The 25867-nt window shown below is 59.3% G+C and carries 23 protein-coding genes; 13 read left to right on the top strand and 10 right to left on the bottom strand.

Going from position 1 to position 25867, the window contains the following annotated elements; genetic code table 11:
• Positions 1–4: 4 nt before the first annotated feature.
• The 3 genes from JQ848_RS18705 to JQ848_RS18695 all read right to left on the bottom strand — a co-directional run bounded on the left by JQ848_RS18705 (position 5) and on the right by JQ848_RS18695 (position 3083).
• Positions 5–940 (bottom strand): MerR family transcriptional regulator, encoded by a 936-nt coding sequence (locus JQ848_RS18705; protein WP_202211011.1) that lies wholly within the window; start codon positions 938–940, stop codon positions 5–7.
• A gap of 2 nt (positions 941–942) precedes the next feature.
• A complete protein-coding gene (locus JQ848_RS18700) occupies positions 943–1911 on the bottom strand; it encodes a YbgA family protein (protein ID WP_003439822.1) in 969 nt (322 codons plus the stop codon).
• A 185-nt stretch (positions 1912–2096) separates the two neighbouring features.
• Positions 2097–3083, bottom strand: coding sequence for an NAD(P)/FAD-dependent oxidoreductase (locus JQ848_RS18695; RefSeq protein ID WP_003439824.1), 987 nt, complete (start codon positions 3081–3083; stop codon positions 2097–2099).
• Positions 3084–3288: 205 nt separating this feature from the next.
• On the opposite strand from JQ848_RS18695, the gene JQ848_RS18690 reads away from it, so the two are divergent.
• Both JQ848_RS18690 and hemH read left to right on the top strand, forming a co-directional pair.
• Complete coding sequence (locus JQ848_RS18690) at positions 3289–4212, top strand: TIGR01777 family oxidoreductase (protein WP_202211010.1); 924 nt, start codon at positions 3289–3291, stop codon at positions 4210–4212.
• A gap of 13 nt (positions 4213–4225) precedes the next feature.
• Positions 4226–5251 carry a ferrochelatase gene (gene hemH, locus JQ848_RS18685; RefSeq protein ID WP_003439827.1) on the top strand — a complete coding sequence of 342 codons (1026 nt, stop codon included), beginning with the start codon at positions 4226–4228 and terminating at the stop codon, positions 5249–5251.
• A gap of 72 nt (positions 5252–5323) precedes the next feature.
• Here the strand turns inward: hemH and JQ848_RS18680 are convergent, their stop codons facing one another.
• Together JQ848_RS18680 and upp are read right to left on the bottom strand one after the other, a co-directional pair.
• Positions 5324–6598, bottom strand: a complete 1275-nt coding sequence (locus JQ848_RS18680; protein WP_003439829.1) for a uracil-xanthine permease family protein — start codon at positions 6596–6598, stop codon at positions 5324–5326.
• A 1-nt stretch (position 6599) separates the two neighbouring features.
• A complete protein-coding gene (gene upp / locus JQ848_RS18675; protein ID WP_003439846.1) occupies positions 6600–7238 on the bottom strand; it encodes a uracil phosphoribosyltransferase in 639 nt (212 codons plus the stop codon).
• A gap of 165 nt (positions 7239–7403) precedes the next feature.
• On the opposite strand from upp, the gene JQ848_RS18670 reads away from it, so the two are divergent.
• From JQ848_RS18670 to JQ848_RS18660, 3 genes are all read left to right on the top strand, one after another.
• Complete coding sequence (locus JQ848_RS18670; RefSeq protein WP_003439847.1) at positions 7404–7961, top strand: hypoxanthine-guanine phosphoribosyltransferase; 558 nt, start codon at positions 7404–7406, stop codon at positions 7959–7961.
• Positions 7962–7978: 17 nt separating this feature from the next.
• Complete coding sequence (locus JQ848_RS18665; RefSeq protein WP_127196065.1) at positions 7979–8452, top strand: WbuC family cupin fold metalloprotein; 474 nt, start codon at positions 7979–7981, stop codon at positions 8450–8452.
• Positions 8453–8531: 79 nt separating this feature from the next.
• Positions 8532–9473 (top strand): AEC family transporter, encoded by a 942-nt coding sequence (locus JQ848_RS18660; protein WP_161717931.1) that lies wholly within the window; start codon positions 8532–8534, stop codon positions 9471–9473.
• Positions 9474–9499: 26 nt separating this feature from the next.
• Here JQ848_RS18660 and JQ848_RS18655 read toward each other — a convergent pair whose 3' ends face one another.
• The 5 genes from JQ848_RS18655 to gatC all read right to left on the bottom strand — a co-directional run bounded on the left by JQ848_RS18655 (position 9500) and on the right by gatC (position 14343).
• Positions 9500–10540, bottom strand: coding sequence for a calcium/sodium antiporter (locus tag JQ848_RS18655; protein ID WP_003439850.1), 1041 nt, complete (start codon positions 10538–10540; stop codon positions 9500–9502).
• Between the two features lie 49 nt (positions 10541–10589).
• Positions 10590–10961: a septal ring lytic transglycosylase RlpA family protein gene (locus JQ848_RS18650; protein ID WP_003439851.1), complete on the bottom strand. Its 372-nt coding sequence runs from the start codon at positions 10959–10961 to the stop codon at positions 10590–10592.
• A gap of 171 nt (positions 10962–11132) precedes the next feature.
• A complete protein-coding gene (gene gatB, locus JQ848_RS18645; protein ID WP_003439852.1) occupies positions 11133–12578 on the bottom strand; it encodes an Asp-tRNA(Asn)/Glu-tRNA(Gln) amidotransferase subunit GatB in 1446 nt (481 codons plus the stop codon).
• Positions 12579–12588: 10 nt separating this feature from the next.
• Positions 12589–14040, bottom strand: a complete 1452-nt coding sequence (gene gatA, locus JQ848_RS18640; RefSeq protein ID WP_003439853.1) for an Asp-tRNA(Asn)/Glu-tRNA(Gln) amidotransferase subunit GatA — start codon at positions 14038–14040, stop codon at positions 12589–12591.
• 15 nt (positions 14041–14055) lie between these two features.
• The gene (gatC, locus tag JQ848_RS18635; protein WP_003439854.1) at positions 14056–14343 is read right to left on the bottom strand and encodes an Asp-tRNA(Asn)/Glu-tRNA(Gln) amidotransferase subunit GatC; all 288 of its coding nucleotides are present in this window, start codon (positions 14341–14343) and stop codon (positions 14056–14058) included.
• Positions 14344–14553: 210 nt separating this feature from the next.
• Here gatC and mreB point away from each other — a divergent pair, with 210 nt between their 5' ends.
• From mreB to tldD, 8 genes are all read left to right on the top strand, one after another.
• A complete protein-coding gene (gene mreB, locus JQ848_RS18630; RefSeq protein WP_003439856.1) occupies positions 14554–15591 on the top strand; it encodes a rod shape-determining protein MreB in 1038 nt (345 codons plus the stop codon).
• A 144-nt stretch (positions 15592–15735) separates the two neighbouring features.
• Entirely contained in the window at positions 15736–16809 is a 1074-nt protein-coding gene (gene mreC / locus JQ848_RS18625) for a rod shape-determining protein MreC (protein WP_083912782.1), read from the top strand.
• Entirely contained in the window at positions 16809–17297 is a 489-nt protein-coding gene (gene mreD / locus JQ848_RS18620; RefSeq protein ID WP_003439859.1) for a rod shape-determining protein MreD, read from the top strand. The genes mreC and mreD overlap by 1 nt, the downstream gene beginning before the upstream one ends.
• A 52-nt stretch (positions 17298–17349) precedes the next feature.
• On the top strand, positions 17350–17955 hold the full coding sequence (locus tag JQ848_RS18615) for a Maf family protein (protein WP_003439861.1): 606 nt from the start codon (positions 17350–17352) through the stop codon (positions 17953–17955).
• 56 nt (positions 17956–18011) lie between these two features.
• Positions 18012–19469, top strand: coding sequence for a ribonuclease G (gene rng, locus JQ848_RS18610; RefSeq protein WP_060781831.1), 1458 nt, complete (start codon positions 18012–18014; stop codon positions 19467–19469).
• A 72-nt stretch (positions 19470–19541) separates the two neighbouring features.
• Positions 19542–23354 (top strand): YhdP family protein, encoded by a 3813-nt coding sequence (locus tag JQ848_RS18605; RefSeq protein WP_202211009.1) that lies wholly within the window; start codon positions 19542–19544, stop codon positions 23352–23354.
• Between the two features lie 36 nt (positions 23355–23390).
• Complete coding sequence (locus JQ848_RS18600; protein WP_127196063.1) at positions 23391–24230, top strand: carbon-nitrogen hydrolase family protein; 840 nt, start codon at positions 23391–23393, stop codon at positions 24228–24230.
• A 172-nt stretch (positions 24231–24402) separates the two neighbouring features.
• Complete coding sequence (tldD, locus tag JQ848_RS18595) at positions 24403–25845, top strand: metalloprotease TldD (protein WP_003439875.1); 1443 nt, start codon at positions 24403–24405, stop codon at positions 25843–25845.
• The last annotated feature ends 22 nt before the right edge of the window (positions 25846–25867 follow it).

Here is a 25867-nt window from a genome sequence, read left to right as displayed (position 1 = left end):
TCCTCTAGAACAGTCCGAGCTGGCTGAGCCGTTGATGGGCTTCAAGGGGATCGCGAGCAAGAGACAATCCTGCGATTTCAGTAGTACTTACGGCCAGCTCGGCGCTATGGATGCATACCGTCGGTCCGGCAATCAGGATCGGGCAGTCAACGCCCTTCAGTAGCTTTGGCAGTTGCTGGGGGTTCAGGGTCTGGCTCGAATAGAGGACCACGGCGGGTGATTTGAGGCGTTCCACCGCCAATGCCAGTTCACCGCCGGGCAGGGGCGCGTCGAAGACTTCAACCGGGCAGTGGCTGCTGCTGACCAGCCAGGCGGTGAGCCACAGCTGGGCTTCGAAAGGCTGGGGTGAATGGTTGATCAGCAGGATGGGCTTGCCTTTGAGTGAGCGATTGTTGTGGTAGATACGGGCGCCCAGCTTGCTGCGTAGCCAGGAGCTGAAAAACACTCGCTCCAGTTGTGCCCCGAACTGGCCCTGCCAGCGTTGTTCCAGCTCGCTCAACAGCGGTATCAGCAGCTGTCCGCACAGGGTGTGGGCCGGATACAGCGACATGACCTGATTGAAGTTGTCGTCCAGTCTGCGCCCGGCCAGCTCAGTGATCGCCAGCGTCAGGGCCTGGCTCCATGCCAGCCAGTCGTTGTCGACGGGTTCGCGGTGGCTCGGGGCCAGGTCGAGCAGTGGCTTGACCTGGCTGACCGACACCCCGCGATTGAGCCAGGTCAGAATGTGCTGGATTCGCTGGATATGGGCGGCTGAGAACAGGCGATGACCTTTGGCGGTGCGGTGCGGGACGATCAGGCCATAACGCCGCTCCCAGGCGCGCAGGGTCACGGCATTGACCCCCGTGATGCGCGCCACTTCGCGTATCGGCAGCCAGCCTTCGGTCAGGGCCTGGTTGTAGTCGGGTGCGGCAGAGCTGGTCTGCGAAAGGTCCTGATTCATGGTCAGATCGCATTGCGCAGGCTGAGGTTTTCCGGGTGCGGTTGCAGGTACACCTGCCGCGAGATATAGGGATCCGGATGCTGGCGAAAATGATGCTTGAGCAGTGTCAGCGGCACCACCAACGGCACAATGCCGTGCAGGTACTGGCCAATCAGGTACTGCATTTCTTGCTTGTCTTCGCGGCTGAGGGACTGTTTGAGATAGCCGCTGATGTGTTGCAGCACATTGGTGTGAGTGCGGCGCGTGGCGCATTTTTTCAGGGCTTTCATCAACTCGCTGAAATACTGCGGGGCAATTTCGCGAGGGTCGCCCTTGCCCAGGCTCCCCAGCATGTTGCCCAGGGTTTTGTACTGTTCGGGGTGGTGGGCCATAAGCTGGTATTTATAGCGGGCATGAAACTCGGTCAGGGAGCGGCGGGTGATGCCGTCTCCGAGCAACTGTTGCCAGGCGCTATAGGCGTAAACCCGGGTCAGAAAGTTTTCACGCAATACCGGGTCGTTGAGGCGGCCTTCTTCTTCAACCGGCAAGTCCGGGTGCGCGGCGCAAAACGCTTGTGCGTAAATACCCCGTCCTCTCAACTCTGCGGGGCGTCCACCGTCCTGATAGACCTTGACCCGCTCGAGTCCGCAAGACGGCGACTTTTGCATAAAGATGTAGCCGCAAATGTCTGTGTGCGCTGCGGCCATGGCCACAGCGTAATCGTGCAGTGGCCGGGTTACGTCCATAGCGCTGTCGACACTGCCTACGGCTTGGGGTTGGGCAGGGTCGCCGATCAGGCGAATGGGCTGGCGCGGAATGCCCAGCCCGATGGCGACTTCGGGGCACAGCGGGACGAACTCGAAATACTCACTCAGGGCCTGGCTGCACAGTTGCGAAGCCTTATGCCCGCCGTTGAAGCGAACTTCGGCGCCCAGCAGGCAGGCACTGATGGCGATTTTCGGTTTGTCGCGGGCTGAGACGGCGCTGACCATGGGATGAACCTCCAGGAATTACTTGTACATCTTTGTAGCGATGTACAACCTGGTTTCATCTTAGGCTTTGCCTTGTACAAGTCAATTATCTTGTACAAGTATTTGGGGCTTCTACAGGAGCGAGCCGTTTTTAAAAGATCGCCAGCAAGCTCGCTCTTACAGAGGCTATACGCCTGCCCTGGGCTTTATTCGAGGTGCTCGATCAAGCGCCGGGCTGCCTCCTGGCCACTGAGCCACGCGCCTTCGACCCGGCCTGACAGGCACCAGTCGCCACAGGCATAAAGCCCCAGATCGGCATCGGTCAGTGCTCCCCATTCATGGGCGGTGGAAGGCCGGGCATAGAGCCAGCGGTGGGCCAGACTGAAGATCGGCGCAGGCATGGGGAAGTGCATCAGTTCGGCAAACGCACCGTGCAAGTGCTCGATGACTGCTTCTTTGGACAGATCCAGGTTTTGCCTGCTCCAGGCGCTGGTGGCATGCAGCACCCAGGTGTCGGGCTTGTGCTCACGCCCCGGTTTACTGCTGTTGCGGGCTAGCCAGTCCAGCGGGCTGTCTTGCACGAAGCAGCCATCCATTTTGGTTTCCAGGGGCGTATCGAAAGCCAGGGCGACGGCCCAGGTCGGGTCCATTTTCACTCCGGCCGCGGTGCTTGCCAGTTTGGGCGCACAAGCAAGCAGGGCGGTTGCCTGAGGTGCCGGCGTTGCCACTATCACATGGCTGTAGGGGCCGTGACTGACCTCGTCGGCATCCAGCAGGTGCCAGTGTTTTTCACCGCGTATCAAGTCAGTAATACGGCATGCAAACTCAACCTTGAAATGGCCGAGCATGCCGCGGGTAATCGCGCTCATGCGCGGGCTGCCTACCCAGCGGGTCTGTTCGTCCGGTGACGGTGTGAGCTGGCCGTTCTTGTGGTTGTACAGATGAGGTTCCCATTCAGCAGCCCAGCCCAGGGCTTGCCACTGCTGGACCTCATCGACAAAGCGGCGATCGCGGGCAGTGAAATACTGGGCTCCAAGATCCAGTGATCCCGCATCACTGCGCTTGCTCGACATGCGTCCGCCGCTGCCGCGGCTTTTATCGAACAGATGCACAGTGTGCCCGGCCTTGTGCAGTGCCCGTGCGGCAGACAATCCGGCGATGCCGGCCCCGATAATTGCGATAGGTACAGTCATATTGGCCTCAATCCCTATTTGCCCAGTCAGCTGCACAAACTACGATGCCGCCAATATCTGTACAAATTAATTTATTAGTATAAGTTTTAGTGCGCTTGCCGGGCCAGCCTAGCCTATTCTTTATGAAGCCAGCGGCCCGAAGAAATGGGAATTTCTTTAAAAATAGACCAGTGCACCCGATAAAACTCCCAGCGAGGATCAACTCATGCACATTTTGCTGACCGGCGGTACAGGCTTGATCGGGCGCCAGCTTTGCCGTCACTGGCTGGCGCAAGGTCATCGCCTGAGCGTGTGGAGTCGTCGCCCTGATCGCGTGAGCGAATTGTGCGGTGCCGGCGTAAGAGGCGTCGCCACACTTGAAGAACTTGGCCAGGAGCCGATTGATGCGCTGATCAACCTTGCCGGCGCGCCGATTGCCGATCGGCCATGGACACGCAAGCGCAAGGCGTTGTTGTGGGGCAGCCGGATTACGCTGACGGAAACCCTGGTGACCTGGCTGGCCAGCCGCGAACAAAAACCTTCGGTGCTGGTGTCCGGTTCGGCAGTGGGCTGGTATGGCGATGGGGGTGAGCGCGAGTTGACCGAAGAGTCGCCTCCGGTGAGCGAAGACTTCGCCAGCCATTTGTGTATTGCCTGGGAGGAAACCGCGCAACGCGCACAGGCCTTGGGCATTCGTGTGGTGCTGGTGCGTACCGGCCTGGTGCTGGTGCGTACCGGCCTGGTGCTGGCGGCCGAGGGCGGCTTTTTGTCGCGCCTGTTATTGCCTTTCAAACTGGCGTTGGGCGGGCCGATAGGTAATGGTCGGCAATGGATGCCATGGATTCATATCAATGACCAAATTGCCCTGATTGATTTTCTTGTGCATGAGAATGCCGCGTCGGGTCCTTATAATGCCTGCGCGCCGCATCCGGTACGCAACCTTGAGTTCGCCAAAACCCTGGGCAGCGTGTTGCACCGTCCGGCGTTCATTCCCGTTCCCGCCTTTGCCTTGCGCGTTGGTCTGGGCGAATTGTCACAGTTATTGCTGGGCGGCCAACGGGCCACGCCGGCCAAATTGCTGGCAGCCGGTTTCACTTTTCAGTTCACCGATTTGCGTGCGGCCCTGGATGATCTGTCCGCCCGCCTCTGAAATAGGATGTTGCATGACCGAGCACGCACTATTACTGGTTAACCTGGGTTCGCCCGCGTCTACTTCGGTAGCCGATGTACGCAGCTACCTGAACCAGTTTCTGATGGACCCGTATGTGATCGACATGCCGTGGCCATTGCGCCGCCTGATCGTGTCACTGATTCTGGTCAAGCGCCCCGAACAATCGGCCCATGCCTATGCCTCCATCTGGTGGGATGAAGGCTCGCCGCTGGTGGTGCTCAGCCGTCGCCTGCAGCAGGCGATGAGCAAGGAGTGGACCAAGGGGCCGGTAGAACTGGCAATGCGCTATGGCGAACCGTCCATTGAAACCGTGCTCACACGTCTGGCGGCCAAGGGCATTCACAAGGTCACCCTGGCACCGTTGTATCCACAGTTTGCCGACAGTACGGTCACCACCGTGATTGCAGAAGCCAAGCGGGTGATCAAAGCCGCAAAGCTGGGCATTCAACTCTCCATCGTGCAGCCGTTTTACGATCAGCCCGAATACCTCGACGCATTGGTGGCGAGTACACGGCCGCATCTGGAGCAGGATTACGATCATTTACTGCTCAGTTTTCACGGTTTGCCCGAGCGCCATCTGCATAAACTCGATCCGACCGGTAATCACTGCTTCAAAAATGCTGACTGCTGCCAGAATGCTTCGCCGGCAGTATTGGCAACCTGCTACCGGGCGCAGTGCTTGCGTACGGCCCAGGAGTTTGCCGATCGCGCGGGGTTGCCGGCGGGCAAATGGTCGGTGGCGTTCCAGTCCCGACTGGGCCGGGCCAAGTGGATCGAACCCTATACCGAGGCACGGCTGGACGCTCTGGCCAAAGACGGAGTGAAGAAGATTCTGGTCATGTGCCCGGCGTTTGTGGCGGATTGCATTGAAACGCTGGAAGAAATCGGCGATCGCGGTCGCGAGCAGTTTATTGCGGCGGGGGGGGAGGAGCTGGTGCTGGTACCGTGCCTGAATGACAACCCTGAGTGGGCGGCAGCGTTGAATACCTTGTGTGAGCGGGCGCCGCTGGCGCTGTAAAACTCCGCTTGCAGATACCTTGTGGAAGCCTGGCAGGCCAGGCTTCCACAGGATCCTGGGGGACTTGCCGATTTAGATAACCGGCCCGTCACCTTTCTTGTGTTTCCAGCTGTCATTGCCCGGCAACAACAGATTCAGCGCAATGGCGACGATGGCACACAGGGCGATGCCCTTGAGGCCGAAGTCTTCCGGGCCCATGCCGGTGCCAATCAGCACTCCGCCGATACCGAACACCAGGGTCACCGAAACAATCACCAGGTTGCGGGCTTCGCTCAGATCGACCTGATGGCGAATCAGGGTGTTCATCCCGACCGCAGCAATTGAACCGAACAACAGGCATAGAATCCCGCCCATCACCGGCACTGGAATGCTTTGCAGCAGTGCGCCGAACTTGCCGACAAATGCCAGGCTAATGGCGAAAATCGCCGCCCAGGTCATTATTTTCGGGTTGTAGTTCTTGGTCAGCATCACTGCGCCGGTCACTTCGGCGTAGGTGGTGTTGGGCGGACCGCCAAGCAGGCCGGCAGCGGTGGTGGCGATGCCGTCACCGAACAGGGTGCGATGCAGGCCGGGCTTTTTCAGATAGTCGCGGCCGGTCACGCTGCCCACGGCAATCACTCCGCCGATGTGTTCAATGGCCGGGGCCAGGGCCACGGGGACGATAAACAGAATCGCCTGCCAGTTGAACTCGGGAGCAGTGAAGTGCGGCAGGGCAAACCATGGGGCGGCGGCAATCTTGGCCGTGTCCACTACGCCAAAGTAAAACGCCATCGAGAATCCCACCAGCACGCCGGCAATGATCGGCACCAGGCGGAAAATGCCTTTACCGAACACGGCTACGATCAGGGTGGTCAGCAGGGCTGGCATCGAGATCAGCATGGCAGTCTGGTAGTGGATCAGCTCGGTGCCATCTTCAGCGCGGCCCATGGCCATGTGCGCTGCAATCGGGGCCATTGCCAGACCAATCGAGATGATCACCGGACCAATCACTACGGGAGGCAGCAGGCGGTCAATAAAACCGGTGCCTTTGAGCTTTACCGCGAAACCGAGGAAGGTGTACACGAAGCCTGCTGCCATCACGCCGCCCATGGTCGCGGCAAGGCCGAACTGGCCTTTGGCGAGAATGATCGGGGTAATGAACGCAAAGCTTGAAGCCAGAAAAACCGGCACCTGGCGCCGGGTCACGATCTGGAACAACAGAGTCCCGAGACCCGCGGTGAACAGCGCGACGTTAGGGTCGAGGCCGGTAATCAAAGGCATCAGGACCAACGCGCCAAAGGCCACGAAGAGCATCTGCGCGCCAGATATGATCTGGCGCCAGAGCGGGTCGTTGAACTCGTCCTGCATGTTATGCGTCCTTTTGCTTGGTGCCGAAGATCTTGTCGCCAGCATCGCCCAGGCCAGGAATGATGTAACCGTGTTCGTTCAGACGCTCATCGATGGAGGCGGTGTAGATGACGACGTCCGGGTGAGCGGCTTCTACAGTGGCAATGCCTTCTGGCGCGGCAACCAGCACCATGGCGCGGATTTCTTTGCAGCCGGCTTTCTTCAGCAGATCAATGGTGGCAACCATGGATGCACCGGTGGCCAGCATCGGGTCGATGATCATCGCCAGACGTTCGTTGATTTCCGGTACCAGTTTTTCCAGGTAGGTGTGGGCCTGAAGGGTTTCTTCGTTACGGGCTACACCGACTGCGCTGACTTTGGCGCCTGGAATCAGGCTCAGTACACCTTCGAGCATGCCAATGCCGGCACGCAGGATCGGGACGACGGTAATTTTCTTGCCGGCGATTTTTTCAACTTTAACAGTGCCGCACCAGCCTTCAATCTCGTAGGTTTCGAGGGTCAGGTCTTTGGTGGCTTCATAGGTCAGCAACGCGCCTACTTCCTGAGCAAGCTCGCGGAAGTTCTTCGTGCTAATGTCTGCGCGGCGCATAAGGCCGAGCTTGTGACGAATCAGCGGGTGGCGTATCTCGCGAATGGGCATGGGGGAAAGGCTCCGTGGGCAGGCAAAAAAAGCGGCCTAGATTAATCTAATACGGGGTGATGTCCTACTAAACATTACTGCACGTTAGTCCATAAATACTTGATCTGAGCCATGCGGGTGCGTACCTTTGCCCGCTTTTCTTGCACAACCCCCCTGGAGAGCGTCATGTCTGCTGATCTCGAGCATATCCGTCAAATCATGCGAGAGGCTGACTGCCTGTACACCGAAGCTGAAGTCGAGGCAGCCATTGCCCGCGTTGGCGCGCAAATCACGGCCGAAATGGCCGAGACCAATCCAGTAGTATTTTGTGTGATGAATGGCGGCCTGATTTTTGCGGGCAAGTTGCTCACCCACCTGAAGTTCCCGCTTGAAGCGTCTTACCTGCACGCGACGCGCTATCGCAATGAGACCACTGGCGGCGATCTGTTCTGGAAGGCCAAGCCAGAAGTGTCGTTCATTGACCGTCATGTTCTGATCATTGATGACATCCTCGATGAAGGTCACACCCTGAGTGCCATCGTCGAGTTCTGCAAACACGCAGGTGCCCGTCAGGTGCATACGGCGGTGCTGATCGACAAGGACCATCAGCGCAAGGCGCGCCCGGACCTGAAAGCCAATTACGCGGGTCTGCCGTGCATTGACCGCTACCTCTTCGGTTATGGCATGGACTACAAGGGATACTGGCGCAATGCCGCCGGGATTTATGCCGTCAAAGACATGTAATAAAGGACGTTGAAACCATGACCCGCCCCAGCTTTCTCGATCAATCGCTCTTCAACGACCTGGCAGAGAAAGCTGCCGGCAACCCCCGTGGTCGCCAGCATCACAACTTGCATCAGATGGAAGAGGCCTGCCATCGCATGGTGGTGGGGCTGCAACCCTCCACCTATGTTCCGCCGCACCGGCACCTGGGCAGCGACAAGGCTGAGACCCTGCTGGTACTCAAGGGCACGCTTGGCGTCCTGATTTTCGATGAAGAAGGTCGGGTGCTCGACAAGCGCGTATTGCAAGCCGGAGGCGGGAGTCTGGGGGTCGATCTGCCAGCAGGTATTTTTCATGGGCTGGTGGTGCTTGAGGACGACAGCCTGATGTTCGAGTGCAAAGCCGGGCCTTATCGGCCGGTTGGAGACGGCGAGCTGGCACCCTGGGCTCCTCGCGAGGGTGAGCCTGCAGTGGCCGAGTATCATTGCTGGATGCGTGCGCAATTTGATTAAACTGCGGGTTGACGCTGGCTAACTAAACGTCTGATTCCGCATACGATCTTCCTCCCGATCGCCACCAGGCTGACTCGATATGCTGGCTATTTTCCTTCAGACACTCTCTATCACGGCTCCCGTGTTTGCCATGCTGTTTCTGGGCGTTGTGCTCAAGCGCGTGGGCTGGATCAATGACAACTTTATCCACACTGCGTCGGCACTGGTGTTCAACGTCACCATGCCGGCGTTGTTGTTTCTGGGTATTTTGCATGCCGATCTCAGGGCCGCCTTGCAGCCCAAGGTACTCGGCTATTTCACCGTAGCGACGCTGGCCAGTTTTGCCCTGGCCTGGGGCTGGTCGATCTGGCGTTGCCCTCGTGCTGAGCGGGGTATCTACACTCAGGGCGCGTTTCGCGGCAACAACGCGGTCATCGGCCTGGCCCTGGCGGCCAGCATGTATGGCGATTACGGTATCTCCCTGGGGGCAGTGCTCGCGGCCCTGGTGATTCTGCTCTACAACACCTTGTCGACCATCGTGCTGGCGGTGTACAGCCCGGTGATCAAGTCCGATCCCTGGAGCATCTGTAAAAGCGTGTTCAAGAACCCGCTGATCATCAGCGTGCTGGTGGCAGCCCCTTTTGCCGCGTTCAAGATCGGCCTGCCCCATTGGCTGCTGACCTCGGGTGAGTATCTGGCGTCGATGACCTTGCCGCTGGCGCTTATATGTATCGGCGGCACGCTGTCGTTGGCGAGTTTGCGTAAAAGTGGTGACCTGGCGCTGAGTGCAAGCCTGGTGAAAATGGTCAGCCTGCCATTACTGACCACGCTGGGCGCCTGGCTTTGTGGTTTCCGGGGGGCCGAGCTGGGGACTTTGTTTCTGTACTTTGCCAGCCCCACAGCTGCCGCCAGCTATGTCATGGCCCGGGCGGCCAACGGCAATCATGAACTGGCAGCCGCGATTATCGTGATCACCACCCTGATGGCTGCGATCACCACCAATATCGGGATCTTTGTGTTGCAGTGGGGCGGCTGGATCTAGCCACCCCCGGGTGGTCACAGCGTGGCTCAGTGTTGTCGACGCCAGGCGCGCAAGGTGCTGAGCAGCAGAAACACCAGCAGCGCCGGCAAGACATAAAACAGCATCAGGTGCTCGAGCCTGCCGGCCAGGGGCATGCCGGTAGTAAAGGACACCACGTGCAGTCCGTAAGCCAGGTACAGCGCCAGAAGCAATATGCCTTCGCCGCGGGTGACGCGGTATCCGGTATAGAACACGGGCAGGCACAGCGCCGCGACGCCCAGCATGACCGGCAGGTCGAACGTCAGGGCATTGGGCGAGACCGACAGGGGCTCCGGTGCCACAAGCGCCGTGAGGCCGAGCACACCCAGCAGGTTGAAGACGTTACTGCCGATCACGTTGCCGACGGCAATCTCGCGCTGGCCGCGCAGGGCTGCGATCAGCGAGGTGGCCAGTTGTGGCAGCGAGGTGCTGACAGCAATGATGGTCAGGCCGATGATGCGTTCGGACAGTCCCCACTCGGTGGCAATGTCGACCGCTGCGCCCAGCAGCAGGTGCCCGGCCAGACCCAGCAAGACCAGGGCGGCAAGCATTTGCAGGCCGTTGCGCAGGCTTGAAGTGCGGGGCAGGTCGTGGCTGGCGTGATGATGGCCGCTGTGGCGTGACTGGCGCAGCAGCAGACCGAAATAGACCAGCAGACCGCAGAGCAATATGACGCCATCCAGGCGGTCGAGTTGCCTGTTCAGGGCCAGGGCGAACACCAGACCGCTGGCCAGGATCATCAGTGGAATGTCCAGGCGCACCAGCTGGCGTGACACGCGCAGTGGAATAATCAGTGCCGAGAGGCCGAGAGTGACCAGAATATTGAAGATATTGCTGCCGATGACGCTGCCGACGGCAATGTCCGGGGTGTCATTGAGCGCGGCTTGCAGGCTGACCGTCATTTGCGGCGCGCTGCTGCCCAGGGCGACCACCGTCAAGCCGATCAGCAATGGGCGCACTTTCAGATTGGCGGCTATACGCATGGCGCAGCGCACCAGCAGTTCGGCGCCAGCAATCAGTAAAACAAGGCCGCAGAGCAGTTGCAGCAAGCTCCACGGTGATAATGCGTTCAACCCTAAAATGTCCGGCACTCCTCAATTAATCGCTCAAGCCTTGAACCCTGACTTTGGCTGTACCGCTGCTCAGCATACCCAACTGTTTTGCCGCCTGGCGTGAAAGATCGATCAGCCGGCCCCGGGTATGGGGTCCGCGATCATTGATGCGCACGATGACAGACTTGTTGTTGCCAAGGTTGGTGACCAGTACCCGGGTGCCGAATCGCAGGCCGGGGTGGGCGGCGGTGAGACCATGCTGGTTGAAGGGCTCGCCGCTGGCGGTCAGTTTGCCGTGATGGCGGGCGCCGTAATAGGAGGCAATGCCGGTTTTGTCATAGCCGCGGGGGTCTATGTCATGGCTGGCACAGCCGGCGAGCAAGCTGAGCAGGGCGCAGGCGCCGAGTAGCCGCTTCATGGGGGAATCCTTTTATTGCGGGGTGTGTGGGGTTACCCAAATCCTGTGGGGGGCTGGCTTGCCAGCAATGACATCGTCTCCGTTCAATGGACCAGTCGCTTTGTCTGAATCGCTGGCAAGCCAGCTCCCGCGGGAGATCCGGGGTCAACAGATCTCCCGCGGGATTGTTGCTTAGCCTTCGAGCTTGCTTTTGAGCAGTTCGTTGACCTGTTGCGGGTTGGCTTTGCCTTTGGAAGCTTTCATCGCCTGGCCCACGAAAAAGCCGAACATCTTGCCGCGTTTGGCTTCATCGGCCGCGCGGTATTGTTCGACCTGTTCTGCGTTGGCCGCCAGCACGTCGTCCAGCACCTTCTCGATCGCGCCGCTGTCGGTCACTTGCTTGAGACCGCGCTTGTCGATCACTTCGTCGGCGCTGCCTTCACCATTGGCCATGGCTTCGAACACCACCTTGGCGATTTTTCCGGAGATGGTGTTGTCGGTGATGCGCAGCAACATGCCACCCAGTTGCTCGGCGCTGACCGGCGACTGGTCGATATCCAGGCTTTGCTTGTTGAGCAGGCTGCCCAGTTCAACCATGACCCAGTTGGCCGCCAGTTTGGCGTCGCCGGCGATGTTTACCACTTTCTCGAAGTAGTCGGCCTGTTCACGGCTCGAAGCCAGTACGCTGGCGTCATAAGCGGAAAGGCCGAACTGCGACTGGAAGCGCTCGCGCTTTTGCGGTGGCAGTTCCGGCAGGGTGGCGCGCACGTCTTCGATGAACGAATCTTCGATGACCACCGGCAGCAGGTCCGGATCGGGGAAGTAACGGTAGTCGTTGGCTTCCTCCTTGCTGCGCATGGCGCGGGTTTCGTCCTTGTTCGGGTCATACAGGCGCGTTTGCTGAATCACCTTGCCGCCGTCTTCGATCAGCTCGATCTGACGTCGTACTTCGCTGTTGATGGCTTTTTCGATAAAGCGGAACGAGTTGACGTTTTTGATCTCGCAGCGGGTACCGAACTCAGCCTGGCCAACCGGGCGAATCGACACGTTGCAGTCGCAACGCAGCGAACCTTCGGCCATGTTGCCGTCGCAGATGCCCAGGTAGCGCACCAGGGCGTGCATCGCCTTGACGTAGGCTACGGCTTCCTTGGCGCTACGCATGTCCGGCTCGGAAACGATTTCGAGCAGGGGCGTACCGGCACGGTTCAGGTCGATGCCGGTGGAGCCGCTGAAGTCTTCGTGCAGGCTTTTGCCCGCGTCTTCTTCCAGGTGCGCGCGGGTGATGCCGACACGTTTGACGGTGCCGTCTTCCAGAGTGATGTCCAGATGGCCCATGCCGACGATCGGCAACTCCATCTGGCTGATCTGGTAGCCCTTGGGCAGGTCGGGGTAGAAGTAGTTTTTGCGGGCAAACACGTTGTGCTGAACGATTTCGGCATCAACCGCCAGGCCAAACATGACGGCCATGCGCACGGCTTCCTGGTTCAGCACCGGCAATACGCCAGGCATGCCCAGATCAACCAGGCTGGCCTGGGTGTTCGGTTCGGCACCAAAGGTGGTGGCGCTACCGGAGAAAATCTTCGATTGGGTGGCGAGCTGAGAATGAATTTCCAGCCCGATCACAACTTCCCATTGCATGTGTTTCTCCTCAGAAGCCGGCAGGTGAGCGCAGATGCCAGTCGGTATTCAACTGGTACTGGTGCGCGACGTTGAGCAAGCGACCTTCCTGGAAGTAGGGCGCAAGCAGCTGCACGCCGACTGGCAGGCCATCGACAAAACCGGCCGGCATCGACAGGCCCGGCAGGCCCGCGAGGTTGGCGGTGATGGTGTACACGTCTTCCAGGTAGGCAGAAACCGGGTCGCTGTTTTTAGCGCCGATTTTCCAGGCCGGGTTAGGTGTGGTCGGGCCGAGGATGATGTCGACTTCATTGAATGCAGTCATGAAGTCGTTTTTGATCAGGCGACGGATTTTCTGCGCTTGCAGGTAGTAAGCGTCGTAGTAGCCAGCCGACAGGGCGTAGGCACCTACCAGGATCCGGCGCTGTACTTCCGGGCCAAAGCCTTCGGCGCGTGAACGCTTGTACAGGTCGGTGAGGTCTTTCGGGTCTTCGCAGCGGTGGCCGAAGCGCACGCCGTCAAAACGCGACAGGTTGGAAGAGGCCTCGGCAGGGGCGATCACGTAGTACGCAGGAATGGCGTGCTGCATGTTGGGCAGGCTGATGTGCTTGATCACGGCACCCAGCTTTTCGAGCTCTTTGATGCTGGTGTGGATCAGTTGCGCGATACGCGGGTCCAGGCCTTCGCTGAAATACTCTTTCGGCACGCCGATGCGCAGGCCCTGCAGCGAACCGTTGAGGCTGGCGCTGTAGTCCGGCACGGGTTCGTCGATGCTGGTGGAGTCCTGCGGATCAAAACCGGCCATGCCCTGCAACAGGATGGCGCAGTCTTCTGCAGTGCGGGCCAGCGGGCCGCCCTGGTCGAGACTGGAGGCGTAGGCGATCATGCCCCAGCGCGAAACCCGTCCGTAGGTAGGTTTCAGGCCGGTGAGGTTGGTCAGGGCGGCCGGCTGGCGGATCGAACCGCCGGTATCTGTGCCCGTTGCAGCGGGCAGCAGACGAGCGGCAACGGCCGCAGCCGAACCTCCCGACGAACCCCCTGGCACGTGCTCCAGATTCCACGGGTTTTTCACCGCGCCGTAGTAGCTCGACTCGTTGGCCGACCCCATGGCGAATTCGTCCATGTTGGTCTTGCCCAGGCTCACCGCGCCTGCAGCGGCCAGTTTGGCGACCACGGTGGCGTCATACGGGGCCTTGAAGTTGTCGAGCATCTTCGAGCCGCAGCTGGTGCGTACGCCCAGGGTGCAGAACAGGTCCTTGTGACCGATCGGTGCGCCCAGCAGTGCGCCGGTTTCACCGTTGGCGCGACGTGCGTCAGCGGCCTTGGCCTGCTCGAGGGCGAGGTCTTCGGTGAGGGTGATGAAGCTGTTGAGCTGAGGATCGAGCTGGGCGATACGCGCCAGCAAGGTCTTGGTCAGCTCTTCGGAAGAAAACTTTTTATCGGCGAGTCCGCGGGCGATCTCGGCCAGAGTCAATTGATGCATGCAGGCTCTTTCCCTTTACTCGATGACTTTCGGAACCAGATAAAGGCCATTTTCGACCGCTGGTGCGATGGACTGGTAAGCCTCGCGATGATTGCTTTCAGTCACGACGTCTGCGCGCAGGCGCTGGCTGGCTTCCAGGGGGTGTGCCAGAGGCTCGATACCGGTGGTGTCGACAGCCTGCATCTGATCAATCAGCCCCAGAATGCTATTCAGGGCTTCGGTGGTGCGTGGGATATCAGCATCATTGAGACCCAGACGGGCCAAATGAGCGATTTTTTCCACGTCGGAGCGTTCAAGCGCCATGGGATTCTCCAGTGGAAAACAGGACGGATGCTATCCGTGTGTTAGATTGTCGGAACACTACCGCATTTCTACGGTCATATGGCCGCGATTGTGGGGGTTGGTGCTCTGAAAAGCTGCCAATTTAACATATTGGCGCCTTGCCCAAAATCCCTGTCGTTGTTAGAGTTTGCCGCACTTTTTTACCCACGCGTTGCCTAGGGTCCCTTTCCCATGTTCAAGAAACTGCGTGGCATGTTTTCCAGCGATCTTTCCATCGACCTGGGCACTGCCAACACCCTGATTTACGTGCGTGAGCGCGGTATTGTCCTGAATGAGCCATCGGTTGTGGCTATTCGGACGCACGGTAACCAGAAAAGTGTCGTTGCTGTCGGCACCGAGGCCAAGCGCATGCTGGGCCGTACACCGGGTAATATTGCAGCCATTCGTCCGATGAAAGATGGCGTTATTGCCGACTTCAGCGTTTGCGAAAAAATGCTGCAGTACTTTATCAACAAGGTGCACGAAAACAGCTTTCTGCAGCCAAGCCCCCGGGTTCTGATTTGCGTACCCTGCAAATCGACTCAGGTAGAGCGTCGCGCCATCCGCGAATCGGCACTCGGTGCCGGTGCCCGTGAAGTGTTCCTGATCGAAGAGCCGATGGCAGCTGCTATCGGTGCCGGCTTGCCGGTTGAGGAAGCACGCGGCTCGATGGTTGTCGATATCGGTGGTGGTACCACTGAAATCGCGCTGATCTCCCTGAACGGTGTGGTTTACGCCGAATCCGTACGGGTTGGCGGCGACCGCTTCGACGAAGCGATCATCACTTATGTGCGCCGTAACTACGGCAGCCTGATCGGTGAATCGACGGCCGAGCGCATCAAGACCGAAATCGGTACGGCTTTCCCGGGCGGTGAAGTGCGTGAAGTCGACGTGCGTGGCCGTAACCTGGCGGAAGGTGTACCGCGTGCCTTCACCCTGAACTCCAACGAAGTGCTCGAGGCTCTGCAAGAGTCGCTGGCAACCATCGTTCAGGCCGTGAAAAGTGCACTGGAACAGTCCCCGCCAGAGCTGGCTTCGGACATCGCCGAGCGCGGTCTGGTACTGACCGGTGGTGGCGCCTTGCTGCGTGACCTCGACAAGTTGCTGGCCCAGGAAACCGGTCTGCCGGTAATCGTTGCCGAAGACCCGCTGACCTGCGTAGCACGTGGTGGTGGCCGTGCGTTGGAAATGATGGATAAACACACGATGGACTTGCTTTCCAGCGAATAAGATCGCGTGGTGCAGTCCCATGGTTATCACCAGAAGGTAGCACTTTGCAGTGCTGCCTTTTGGCGTTTATCTTCTGTCAATCTTCATCCAGGCCGTTTTGAAGCCGTATGAATAAATTGAACACTTGCCTGGGAGGAGCGGCTTATTAAACCGCTCTTCGCCAAAGGCCCCTCATTGGGCGTGCGCTTGTTGGTGCTGGTCGTGCTATCGGTCGCGCTAATGGTAGTGGATGCCCGCTTCACATTGCTCAAACCCGTGCGCAGTCAGATGTCGCTGGTGCTGATGCAGTCCTACTGGATCACCGATTTGCCGCAACGCTTGTGGCAGGGTGTGGCCAGTCAGTTCGGCAGTCGTACCGAACTGGTCGCGGATAACGAGAAACTCAAGACCGAAAACCTTCTGCTTCAGGGGCGCATGCAAAAGCTGGCCGCCCTGACCGAGCAGAACGTCCGCCTGCGCGAGTTGTTGAACTCTTCTGCGCTGGTTAACGAGAAGGTTGAGGTGGCCGAGTTGATCGGCATGGACCCGAACCCCTTTACCCACCGCATCATCATCAACAAGGGTGAGCGCGACGGCGTCGTGCTGGGCCAGCCGGTACTCGATGCTCGCGGCCTGATGGGGCAAGTGGTCGAGTTGATGCCCTACACCTCGCGGGTTTTGCTGCTGACCGATACCACCCACAGTATTCCGGTGCAGGTGAACCGTAACGGTTTGCGTGCCATCGCCAGCGGTACGGGCAATCCCGAGCGTCTGGAATTGCGCCATGTGGCCGATACAGCGGATATCAAAGTGGGCGATTTGCTGGTCAGCTCGGGCCTGGGGCAGCGTTTCCCGGCCGGCTATCCCGTGGCAACCGTCAAAGAAGTGATTCACGACTCGGGTCAGCCGTTCGCCATTGTGCGTGCCGTTCCGACCGCCGCCCTGAACCGCAGCCGCTATTTGCTGCTGGTATTCAGCGACAGTCGCACCCCCGAAGAGCGGGCCAACGATGCCGCCAAGGCCCAGGAGGCCGAGCAAAACGGTGAGGCGCCGCCGATCATTCCGGCAACCGTGCCCAAACCGGCAGCGCCTGTGGTTGTACCTGCGCCAGCGCCTGCTCCGGTTGCTACCCCGGTTGCGCCTGCGGTCAACGCCGTGAAAAAACCTGTTCCAGCGCCAACCCCCGCCGCGGCCACCCCGCCAGCAGCTGCGCCGGCCACGACTCGGGAGAGGCAATAATGGCGAGTACTCGTTCGAATAATGGCTGGATCATCTGGCTAACGTTCGCCATCGGCCTGTTACTCAGCATTTCACCGATGCCGCAGTTCATGGAAATCCTGCGCCCGCTCTGGCTGGCGTTGCTGCTGGCTTTCTGGACCCTCTACATGCCGCATAAAGTGGGCATGGTCACGGCCTGGTGCCTGGGGTTGGCCGAAGATGTGCTGTACGGCACGTTGCTGGGGCAGAACGCGCTGATTTTGACCCTCATCACCTTCCTCGTACTGTCGCTGCAGCAGCGTCTGCGGATGTTCCCCATGTGGCAGCAGAGTCTGGTGATCCTGGTTATTTTCGGTCTGGCCCAACTGGCCCAGTTATGGCTAAGTGCTTTGACCGGCAACCGTCAGCCGACCCTGGCCCTGATTCTGCCTGCGCTGGTCAGCGCACTGCTCTGGCCATGGGTCAGTTACGGGCTTCGCGGGTTGCGCCGACGCTTCAAAATCAATTAACAGGAGCGCGAGCCATTTCCTGGTTTGTGCACTTTGACAGGGAGATGTCACGATGCTTTCGCTTTATCTGGCTTCCGGTTCGCCACGTCGACGTGAGTTACTGACTCAAATCGGCGTGCCGTTCAACACCATCAGTGCTGCCATTGATGAAACCCCTCTTGCGAATGAGTCCCCTGCGGCCTATGTCGAGCGCCTGGCGCACGAAAAGGCCAGGGCGGGATGCGATCGGCTGCTCAAATCCATACTCAGTAGCACTTTTTGTGTGTTGGGCGCCGACACTGCTGTGGTACTTGATGGCCAGATACTCGGCAAGCCGGTCGATGAGGTCGATGCCATGGCTATGCTCATGGCGCTATCCGGCCGCGAGCATGAAGTGCTGACGGCCATTGCGATTATGGATGCCGAGCGCTGCGAAACCCGCGTGATACGCAGTCGGGTCAGCTTTCGAAACATCAGCAAACAAGAAGCCAGACTGTATTGGGCCAGCGGTGAACCTCAGGATAAAGCAGGTGGTTACGCCATCCAGGGGTTGGCCGCAGTCTTTGTTTCAGGCCTCAATGGCAGTTATTCGGGCGTAGTGGGGTTGCCTGTGTGCGAAACCGCAGAACTGCTGGGGCATTTCGGCATACCCTGTTGGCAAAACCTTAACGTGCACTGAATTGTGCACCTACGAGACGTGGCACTAATGTGATGACGCCTGAACGAGACCCAGCCATGAGTGAAGAGATCCTGATCAACATCACGCCGATGGAATCGCGCGTGGCGGTGGTAGAGAACGGTGTTCTGCAAGAGGTGCATGTCGAGCGTACCCAGCGCCGGGGCATTGTTGGCAATATTTATAAAGGCAAGGTGGTCAGGGTTTTGCCCGGCATGCAGGCTGCCTTTGTCGATATCGGTCTGGATCGTGCTGCTTTTATTCACGCTTCTGAAATTTCCCTGCGCGAAGGCCAGGCCGTTGAAAGCATCAGCGCCCTGGTGCATGAAGGCCAGAGCCTGGTGGTGCAAGTCACCAAAGACCCGATTGCCTCCAAGGGCGCGCGTCTGACCACCCAGTTATCCATCCCTTCACGCTATCTGGTGTACATGCCGCGCACGGCCCATGTCGGTATTTCGTTGAAAATCGAAGACGAAGCCGAGCGTGAGCGCCTTAAACAGGTGGTCAGCGATTGCGTGGCCAAAGAGGGGATCAAGGAAGCCGGTGGTTTTATCCTGCGCACGGCGGCCGAGGGTGCCGGGGCAGATGAAATTCTGATGGATATTCGTTATTTGCGGCGGCTGTGGGACCAGATCGGAGCACAGATCAAAACCGTCGGTGCCCCGACCGTGATCTATGAAGACCTGGGCCTGGCGTTGCGCACACTGCGTGACCTGGTCAGCCCCAAGATTGAAAAAATCCGCATTGATTCCCGCGAGACCTTTCAACGGACCACGCAGTTTGTTGCCGAACTGATGCCGGAAATTGCCGATCGCCTGGAGCACTACCCGGGCGAGCGCCCGATTTTTGATTTGTATGGCGTCGAAGACGAGATCCAGAAAGCACTGGATCGCAAGGTACCGCTCAAGTCCGGCGGTTATCTGGTGGTTGACCCGGCAGAAGCGATGACCACCATCGACGTCAACACGGGTGCGTTTGTGGGGCACCGCAATCTCGAAGAAACCATCTTCAAGACCAATCTGGAAGCTGCCACCGCCATTGCCCGGCAACTGCGCCTGCGGAACCTGGGCGGCATCATCATTATCGACTTCATCGACATGGAAGATGAAGAGCACCAGCGTCAGGTATTGCGCACCCTCGAAAAACAACTCGAGCGTGATCACGCCAAGACCAACATCATCGGCATTACCGAGCTGGGTCTGGTGCAGATGACCCGCAAGCGCACCCGCGAAAGCCTTGAGCAGGTACTGTGCGAGCCCTGCGTGTGCTGTCAGGGGCGCGGCAAGCTGAAAACCGCAGAAACTATCTGCTACGAAATTTTCCGTGAAATTCTGCGCGAAGCTCGTGCTTATCAGGCTGTTGGCTATCGTGTATTGGCTAACCAGAAAGTTGTCGACCGCTTGCTGGATGAAGAATCGGGCAACGTCGCGGAGCTGGAAGGATTTATCGGGCGTACGATCCGTTTTCAGGTCGAAACCATGTATTCCCAGGAACAATACGACGTGGTGCTGCTCTGAAGTATCCTGCATGCCGCATTAAAAAGGGGCTAACTCCTGCCCCTTTGATCATCATTGAAGGGGCCGCCTGACATGGAGCGTCTGACACGCTTTTTTGCCGCGTTGACCCGCTGGGGATTAGGGGCCTGTGCCCTGATTTTGGTACTCACGGCGTTGTACGTCAGCCTGGGCCGCGAGCTCACGCCGCTGATCGCCGAATATCGCCTGGAAGTCCAGAACAAAGCCCGTGAAGCCTTGGGCGTGCCCTTGACCATTGGCAGCCTTGAAGGGCGCTGGGATGGCATGGGGCCGGTGCTGCTGGCCCACGATGTCATGGTCGGCGAGGGCAACAGTGCCCTGCGTCTGGATCAGGTACAGGTGGTTCCCGATGTCTGGGCCAGCCTGCTGAACCGCGACATTCGCCTCGCCCATGTGCAACTCGATGGCCTGCAACTGAGCTTGCGTCAGGACCAGGCCGGTCATTGGGCGCTTGAAGGTTTTGCGCTCCAGGACGATCAGCCGCTGGACCCGGAGCAATTGCTCAATCAACTGCAGCAGGTTGCCCGGGTGTCCCTGCTCGACAGCCAGGTAACTCTGGAACCCTGGAAGCACGCCCCGCTGACCCTGACTTATGTGGGGCTTACCCTTGATGCGGGTGCTTCTGATCAGCGTCTCGATACCCGCTTCACCCTGCCTGACGGCCAGCCTGTGGCGATGAGTCTCAAAACTCAAATCCAGGCCGGTCATTGGCGTGACGGTGCAGCCCAGGCTTATCTGAGCCTGCCACAAAGTGATTGGGCCAAATGGCTGCCAGCCAGCCTGATCAATCCCTGGAAAGTGTCTGAGCTAAAAGCCGGTGGCGAATTCTGGTTTAACTGGAGCAAGGGCTCGGTGCAAAGTGCCGTTGCGCGCTTGAACGCGCCATCCATGCGCGGTGCTTATGCAGAGCGCAAGCCTGAGGCGATTGAGGACCTGGCAATGCGTGCCTGGATTCAGCGCGCAGATCAGGGCTACAAGGTAGTGCTGGACTCGCTGGCGATGAATGTGGGCAAGAGCCGCTGGGAAACCCGCATGCAACTGCAACAGTTCGCAGCCACTGATAAAGAACTGGAGCGCTGGCATCTACAGGCCGATCATCTGGACCTGACCCCGATCACCCCGTTGATGGACTCCCTCGCGCCGGTGCCAGAGGCCGCCGCTGAAGTCATCGACCAGCTGAAAGTGACGGGCACATTACGTAATGTGCTGGTCGACTACCGGCCCGCTGCGACCGACGAGCAAAAGCTCAGTTTCGCGGCCAACTTGCAGCAAGTGGGCTTCAACGCCACCCACGGTGCCCCGGCGGCACGTAATGTCAGCGGATTGATCAGCGGCGACCTGGGCAAGGGCGAGCTGCGACTGGACAGCAAAGATTTCTCGCTGCACCTGGAGCCGATTTTTGCCAGGCCCTGGCAATACCTGCAGGCCAACGCCTTGCTCACGTGGAAGCTGGATGAAAACAGCTTCACCCTGATAGCACCTGCCATCAAAGTGCTGGGGGAAGAAGGCAAGATTGCCGCTGACTTCCTGATCCGTATTCATATGGATCACTCTGAAGAAGACTATATGGACCTGCGGGTCGGCCTGACCGATGGTGATGGGCGCTTCACTCCAAAATACCTGCCTGAGGTATTGAGCCCGGCGCTCACCGAATGGCTGAGTACGGCCATCATCAAGGGCTCGGTTGACGAAGGTTTCTTCCAGTATCAGGGCTCGCTCAGTCACGATGCGGTGGCCGCCGCGCGCAACATCAGCCTGTTCTTCAAGGTTCATGGTGCCGAGCTGGATTTCCAGCCCGGCTGGCCCCATGTGCGCAATGTGTCGGGTGATGTATTCATCGAAGACAGCGGCGTACGCATCATGGCCAGCAAGGGCCAGTTGCTCGACACCCAGGTGCGCAATGTCGCGGTCAGTATTCCCCACGTGCCGACTGGCAAGGTCAGCCACCTGTACCTGGACGGTGACTTCGACGGTGGCCTGGGCGACGGTTTGAAAATCCTCCAGGAGGCGCCGATAGGCACGGCTGAAACCTTTGCCGGCTGGCAAGGCGAAGGCTCGCTCAAAGGCCGGGTCGACCTTGATATCCCGCTGGAGAAAGGTGTCGAACCGAAAATTCTGGTGGACTTCAAAACCGACAAGGCGCGTTTGAAACTGAGCAATCCCGAACTTGAATTGACCCAGCTCAAGGGCGACTTCCGTTTTGACAGCGCCAAAGGTTTGAGCGGCAAAGGTATCAGTGCCAGGGCTTTTGATCGTCCGGTCACCGCGCAGATATTCGCCGATGGCAAACCTGGCAGGCTGAGTACCCGGGTTGTTGCCAGTGGTCAGGTCGGGGTCAAGAAACTCACCGACTGGCTCAAGTTCTATCAGCCGATTCCGGTCTCCGGGGATTTGCCTTTTCAACTGCAACTCACCCTGGATGGTGCGGACAGCCAGTTGCGGGTCAGCTCCAGCCTCAAGGGGGCGGTGGTTGACCTGCCTGCACCCTTCGGTCTGGCCGCCAACCAGACCCGCAACAGTGTATTTCGCATGACCTTGCAGGGCGCCGAGCGCCGTTACTGGTTTGACTACGGTGATCTGGCAAACCTGACCTTCGCTGCGCCTGACGGCAAATTCGAAGACGGTCGTGGCGAGTTGTTTCTGGGGGCTGGCGATCCCGTGTTGCCACCCGGTAAAGGGTTGCGTATTCGCGGCGTGCTGTCGGAACTGGATGTTGCTCCCTGGCAGGCACTGGTCGAGCGTTATGCGGGCAAGGACCCCGGAGGCAGCGCCAAGCAGATGCTCAGCAGTGCGGATTTCAAAGTCGGCAAGCTGAACGCGTTTGGTACGCAACTGGATCAGGTCAGTCTGCAAATGAAGCGCAGCGCGGCGTCCTGGGGCTTACAGATCAATAGCAAACAGGCCACCGGCGCAGTGACCTTGCCCGATGCCAAAAATGCCCCGATCGTGATCACTATGCAGACCATTCGCCTGCCGGCGCCTGATCCCAAGGCGGTGACTGACGACAATGCTCCGGACCCGCTGGCTTCGGTTGATCCACGCAAAATACCGGCGCTGGACATCATCATTCGCCAGCTTTATCAGGGGTCTGACTTGTTGGGTGCCTGGTCGCTGAATGTGCGGCCGAACAACCGCGGCATCAGCCTCAACAATCTGAACCTGGGGCTCAAGGGCTTGCTGCTCGAAGGCTCGGGCGGTTGGGAAGGGGGAGCCGGTGCCAGCAACAGTTGGTACAAAGGCCGTATCGGCGGACGCAACCTGGCCGATGTCCTGAAGAACTGGGGCTTTGCGCCGAGTGTGACCAGTAACAATTTCCATGTGGATGTCGATGGGCGCTGGCCCGGCTCTCCGGCCTGGATCGGCCTCAAGCGCTTCTCGGGCACTCTGGATGCCTCGCTGAACAAAGGTCAGTTTGTCGAGGTCGATGGCAGCGCTCAGGTGCTGCGTATCTTTGGCCTGCTGAACTTCAATGCCATCGGCCGCCGCTTGCGTCTGGACTTCTCGGATCTGTTTGGCAAGGGTCTGAGCTATGACCGGGTCAAAGGCGTGCTGAATGCCACAAATGGCGTTTACAGCACCTCCAGACCCGTCCTGATGACCGGGCCGTCGACTAACCTTGAACTCAGCGGCACGTTGAATATGATCACCGACCAGGTCAACGCCAAGTTGCTGGTCACGCTGCCTGTGACCAACAATCTGCCCCTTGCGGCGCTGTTGGTGGGCGGGCCGGCGGCAGGCGGAGCAATGTTCTTGCTCAACAAGTTGATCGGTGATCAGGTGTCGCGCTTCGCCAGCGTGCAATACAGCATCCAGGGCCCGTGGGCCGATCCGAAGATCACCTTCGACAAGCCTTTTGAGAAAAACTAGGAGTAGCATGGCGTCAGACATTTCAAGGAGTGCGCCATGTCGTTTGCAGTGATTCAGATGGTCAGCCAGAGCGATGTGCTGGCCAATCTGGCCCAGGCCCGCCGCCTGTTGGAGCAGGCCGCCGGGCGTGGCGCGCGGCTGGCGGTATTGCCCGAAAATTTCGCGGCAATGGGTCGCCGGGATATCGCCGATATCGGCCGCGCCGAGGCCGTGGGGCAGGGGCCGATCCTGCCATGGTTGAAACAGGCCGCCCGAGACCTCAACTTATGGATAGTGGCGGGTACTTTGCCGCTGCCGCCCGAAGGGCAACCAGATGCCAAGGTCAATGCCTGTTCATTGTTGATCAACGCCGATGGCGAGCAGGCCGCGCGATACGACAAACTGCACCTGTTTGATGTGGACGTGTCTGACAGCCGTGGCCGTTACCGTGAATCCGATGACTATGCGCCCGGGGCACAGGTAGTGGTGGCAGATACCCCGGTTGGCAAACTGGGCCTGAGCGTATGTTACGACCTGCGTTTTCCGGAGCTGTATAGCGAACTGCGGGCTGCCGGGGCTGAATTGATTACCGCGCCTTCGGCCTTTACCGCCGTTACCGGGCAAGCACACTGGGACATACTGATCCGTGCCCGGGCGATAGAAACCCAATGCTACCTGTTGGCTGCAGCCCAGGGTGGCGTGCATCCCGGGCCGCGTGAAACCTGGGGGCATGCTGCAATTATCGACCCTTGGGGGCGAGTGCTGGCAGAGCAGGCCCAAGGCGAAGGGGTGCTGCTGGCCGAGCGCGACAATGCCGAGCAGGCGGCCATCAGGGCGCGCATGCCGGTGGTGAATCATCGACGATTTTTTTCCCGGGGCGCTCAGGAGCAGGTTTAGAGGCGTTTCGGTCAGATGCATTTTTTGTGGGAGCTGGCTTGCCAGTGATAGCAGCACGGACAGAGACAGATCAACTCGTCTGCATCGCCGGCAAGCCAGCTCCCGCAGTAATTTTCAGGCCCGTGGGTTCAGCACTCAAAGATGCTGAAGCAGGGGCCAAGACGGAGTGAATATGAGCGACTTGTTGACCTCAGTCAGCGAACATCTGCTGGCACCGGGCGGTGTCACCATTGAAAGCCTGCAAAGTGTTTTGGGTGATCTGGCCGGGCCGGGCATCGACGCAGCAGATCTGTATTTCCAGGGCCAGATATCCGAGTCCTGGGCGCTGGAAGACGGCATCGTCAAGGAAGGCAGCTTCAGCCTTGATCAAGGTGTCGGCGTGCGCGCCCAGTCTGGCGAGAAAACCGGATTTTCCTACAGTAACGCCATCACCCTGGAAGCACTGGGCCTGGCTGCACGTGCTGCGCGCTCGATCTCGCGTGCCGGGCAAAACGGCACCGTTCAGGCTTTCACCACCCAGGACGTGGCGCAGTTGTATGCGCCCGACAACCCGCTGGAAGTGATCAGCCGCGCAGAAAAGGTCGAGTTGCTCAAGCGTATCGATGCTGCTACCCGGGCCCTTGATCCGCGTATTCAGCAGGTCACCGTGAGCATGGCCGGGGTCTGGGAGCGGATCCTGGTGGCATCCACCGACGGCGGTCTGGCTGCGGATGTGCGGCCTTTGGTGCGCTTCAATGTGAGTGTCATCGTTGAGCAAAATGGCCGTCGCGAGCGCGGCGGTCATGGCGGTGGCGGGCGTACCGATTACCGCTACTTCCTCACTGAAGACCGTGCCATGGGCTATGCCCGTGAGGCGCTGCGCCAGGCACTGGTCAATCTTGAGGCCGTACCGGCTCCAGCGGGCACCATGCCGGTGGTACTGGGTTCCGGCTGGTCCGGCGTGTTGCTGCACGAAGCAGTCGGTCATGGCCTGGAAGGCGATTTCAACCGCAAGGGCAGTTCGGCCTACAGCGGGCGCATGGGCGAGATGGTTGCCTCCAAGCTGTGCACCATCGTTGATGACGGCACCCTGGCCGGTCGTCGTGGCTCGCTGAGCGTGGATGACGAAGGCACCCCGACCGAGTGCACCACGCTGATCGAAAATGGCGTACTCAAGGGTTACATGCAGGACAAGCTCAATGCCCGACTGATGGGTGTGGCCCGCACCGGCAATGGCCGTCGCGAGTCCTACGCGCATCTGCCGATGCCGCGCATGACCAACACCTACATGCTGGGTGGCGAAAGTGATCCGGCCGAAATCATTGCTTCGGTGAAGAAAGGCATCTACTGCGCCAATCTGGGCGGCGGACAGGTGGATATCACCAGCGGCAAGTTCGTGTTCTCCACCAGTGAGGCGTACATGATCGAAGACGGCAAAATCACTTACCCGATCAAAGGCGCGACCCTGATTGGCAACGGGCCGGAAGCGATGAGCAAGGTGTCGATGGTCGGTAACGATCTGACGCTGGACAGCGGCGTGGGCACGTGTGGCAAGGATGGGCAGTCGGTGCCGGTGGGTGTGGGTCAGCCAACCTTGAAGATTGACGCGATCACCGTAGGCGGTACAGGCGGGTGATAAAGACTGGGTGGACTGCAAT

Source organism: Pseudomonas paraversuta, assembly GCF_904067025.1.
GTDB classification, from domain to species: domain Bacteria; phylum Pseudomonadota; class Gammaproteobacteria; order Pseudomonadales; family Pseudomonadaceae; genus Aquipseudomonas; species Aquipseudomonas paraversuta.
This window is presented reverse-complemented; position numbering and strand designations above follow the sequence as displayed.

Excerpts from the sequence above, each read along its gene's own strand:
- JQ848_RS18695 (WP_003439824.1), bottom strand. The coding sequence starts at position 3,083 with ATGACTGTACCTATCGCAATTATCGGGGCCGGCATCGCCGGATTGTCT.
- JQ848_RS18700 (WP_003439822.1), bottom strand. The coding sequence starts at position 1,911 with ATGGTCAGCGCCGTCTCAGCCCGCGACAAACCGAAAATCGCCATCAGT.
- JQ848_RS18665 (WP_127196065.1), top strand. The coding sequence starts at position 7,979 with ATGACCCGCCCCAGCTTTCTCGATCAATCGCTCTTCAACGACCTGGCA.
- JQ848_RS18705 (WP_202211011.1), bottom strand. The coding sequence starts at position 940 with ATGAATCAGGACCTTTCGCAGACCAGCTCTGCCGCACCCGACTACAAC.
- gatC (WP_003439854.1), bottom strand. The coding sequence starts at position 14,343 with ATGGCGCTTGAACGCTCCGACGTGGAAAAAATCGCTCATTTGGCCCGT.
- mreD (WP_003439859.1), top strand. The coding sequence starts at position 16,809 with ATGGCGAGTACTCGTTCGAATAATGGCTGGATCATCTGGCTAACGTTC.
- hemH (WP_003439827.1), top strand. The coding sequence starts at position 4,226 with ATGACCGAGCACGCACTATTACTGGTTAACCTGGGTTCGCCCGCGTCT.
- JQ848_RS18650 (WP_003439851.1), bottom strand. The coding sequence starts at position 10,961 with ATGAAGCGGCTACTCGGCGCCTGCGCCCTGCTCAGCTTGCTCGCCGGC.
- mreB (WP_003439856.1), top strand. The coding sequence starts at position 14,554 with ATGTTCAAGAAACTGCGTGGCATGTTTTCCAGCGATCTTTCCATCGAC.
- rng (WP_060781831.1), top strand. The coding sequence starts at position 18,012 with ATGAGTGAAGAGATCCTGATCAACATCACGCCGATGGAATCGCGCGTG.
- gatA (WP_003439853.1), bottom strand. The coding sequence starts at position 14,040 with ATGCATCAATTGACTCTGGCCGAGATCGCCCGCGGACTCGCCGATAAA.
- gatB (WP_003439852.1), bottom strand. The coding sequence starts at position 12,578 with ATGCAATGGGAAGTTGTGATCGGGCTGGAAATTCATTCTCAGCTCGCC.
- upp (WP_003439846.1), bottom strand. The coding sequence starts at position 7,238 with ATGCCCATTCGCGAGATACGCCACCCGCTGATTCGTCACAAGCTCGGC.
- JQ848_RS18670 (WP_003439847.1), top strand. The coding sequence starts at position 7,404 with ATGTCTGCTGATCTCGAGCATATCCGTCAAATCATGCGAGAGGCTGAC.
- JQ848_RS18680 (WP_003439829.1), bottom strand. The coding sequence starts at position 6,598 with ATGCAGGACGAGTTCAACGACCCGCTCTGGCGCCAGATCATATCTGGC.
- JQ848_RS18690 (WP_202211010.1), top strand. The coding sequence starts at position 3,289 with ATGCACATTTTGCTGACCGGCGGTACAGGCTTGATCGGGCGCCAGCTT.
- JQ848_RS18615 (WP_003439861.1), top strand. The coding sequence starts at position 17,350 with ATGCTTTCGCTTTATCTGGCTTCCGGTTCGCCACGTCGACGTGAGTTA.
- JQ848_RS18600 (WP_127196063.1), top strand. The coding sequence starts at position 23,391 with ATGTCGTTTGCAGTGATTCAGATGGTCAGCCAGAGCGATGTGCTGGCC.
- JQ848_RS18660 (WP_161717931.1), top strand. The coding sequence starts at position 8,532 with ATGCTGGCTATTTTCCTTCAGACACTCTCTATCACGGCTCCCGTGTTT.
- tldD (WP_003439875.1), top strand. The coding sequence starts at position 24,403 with ATGAGCGACTTGTTGACCTCAGTCAGCGAACATCTGCTGGCACCGGGC.
- JQ848_RS18605 (WP_202211009.1), top strand. The coding sequence starts at position 19,542 with ATGGAGCGTCTGACACGCTTTTTTGCCGCGTTGACCCGCTGGGGATTA.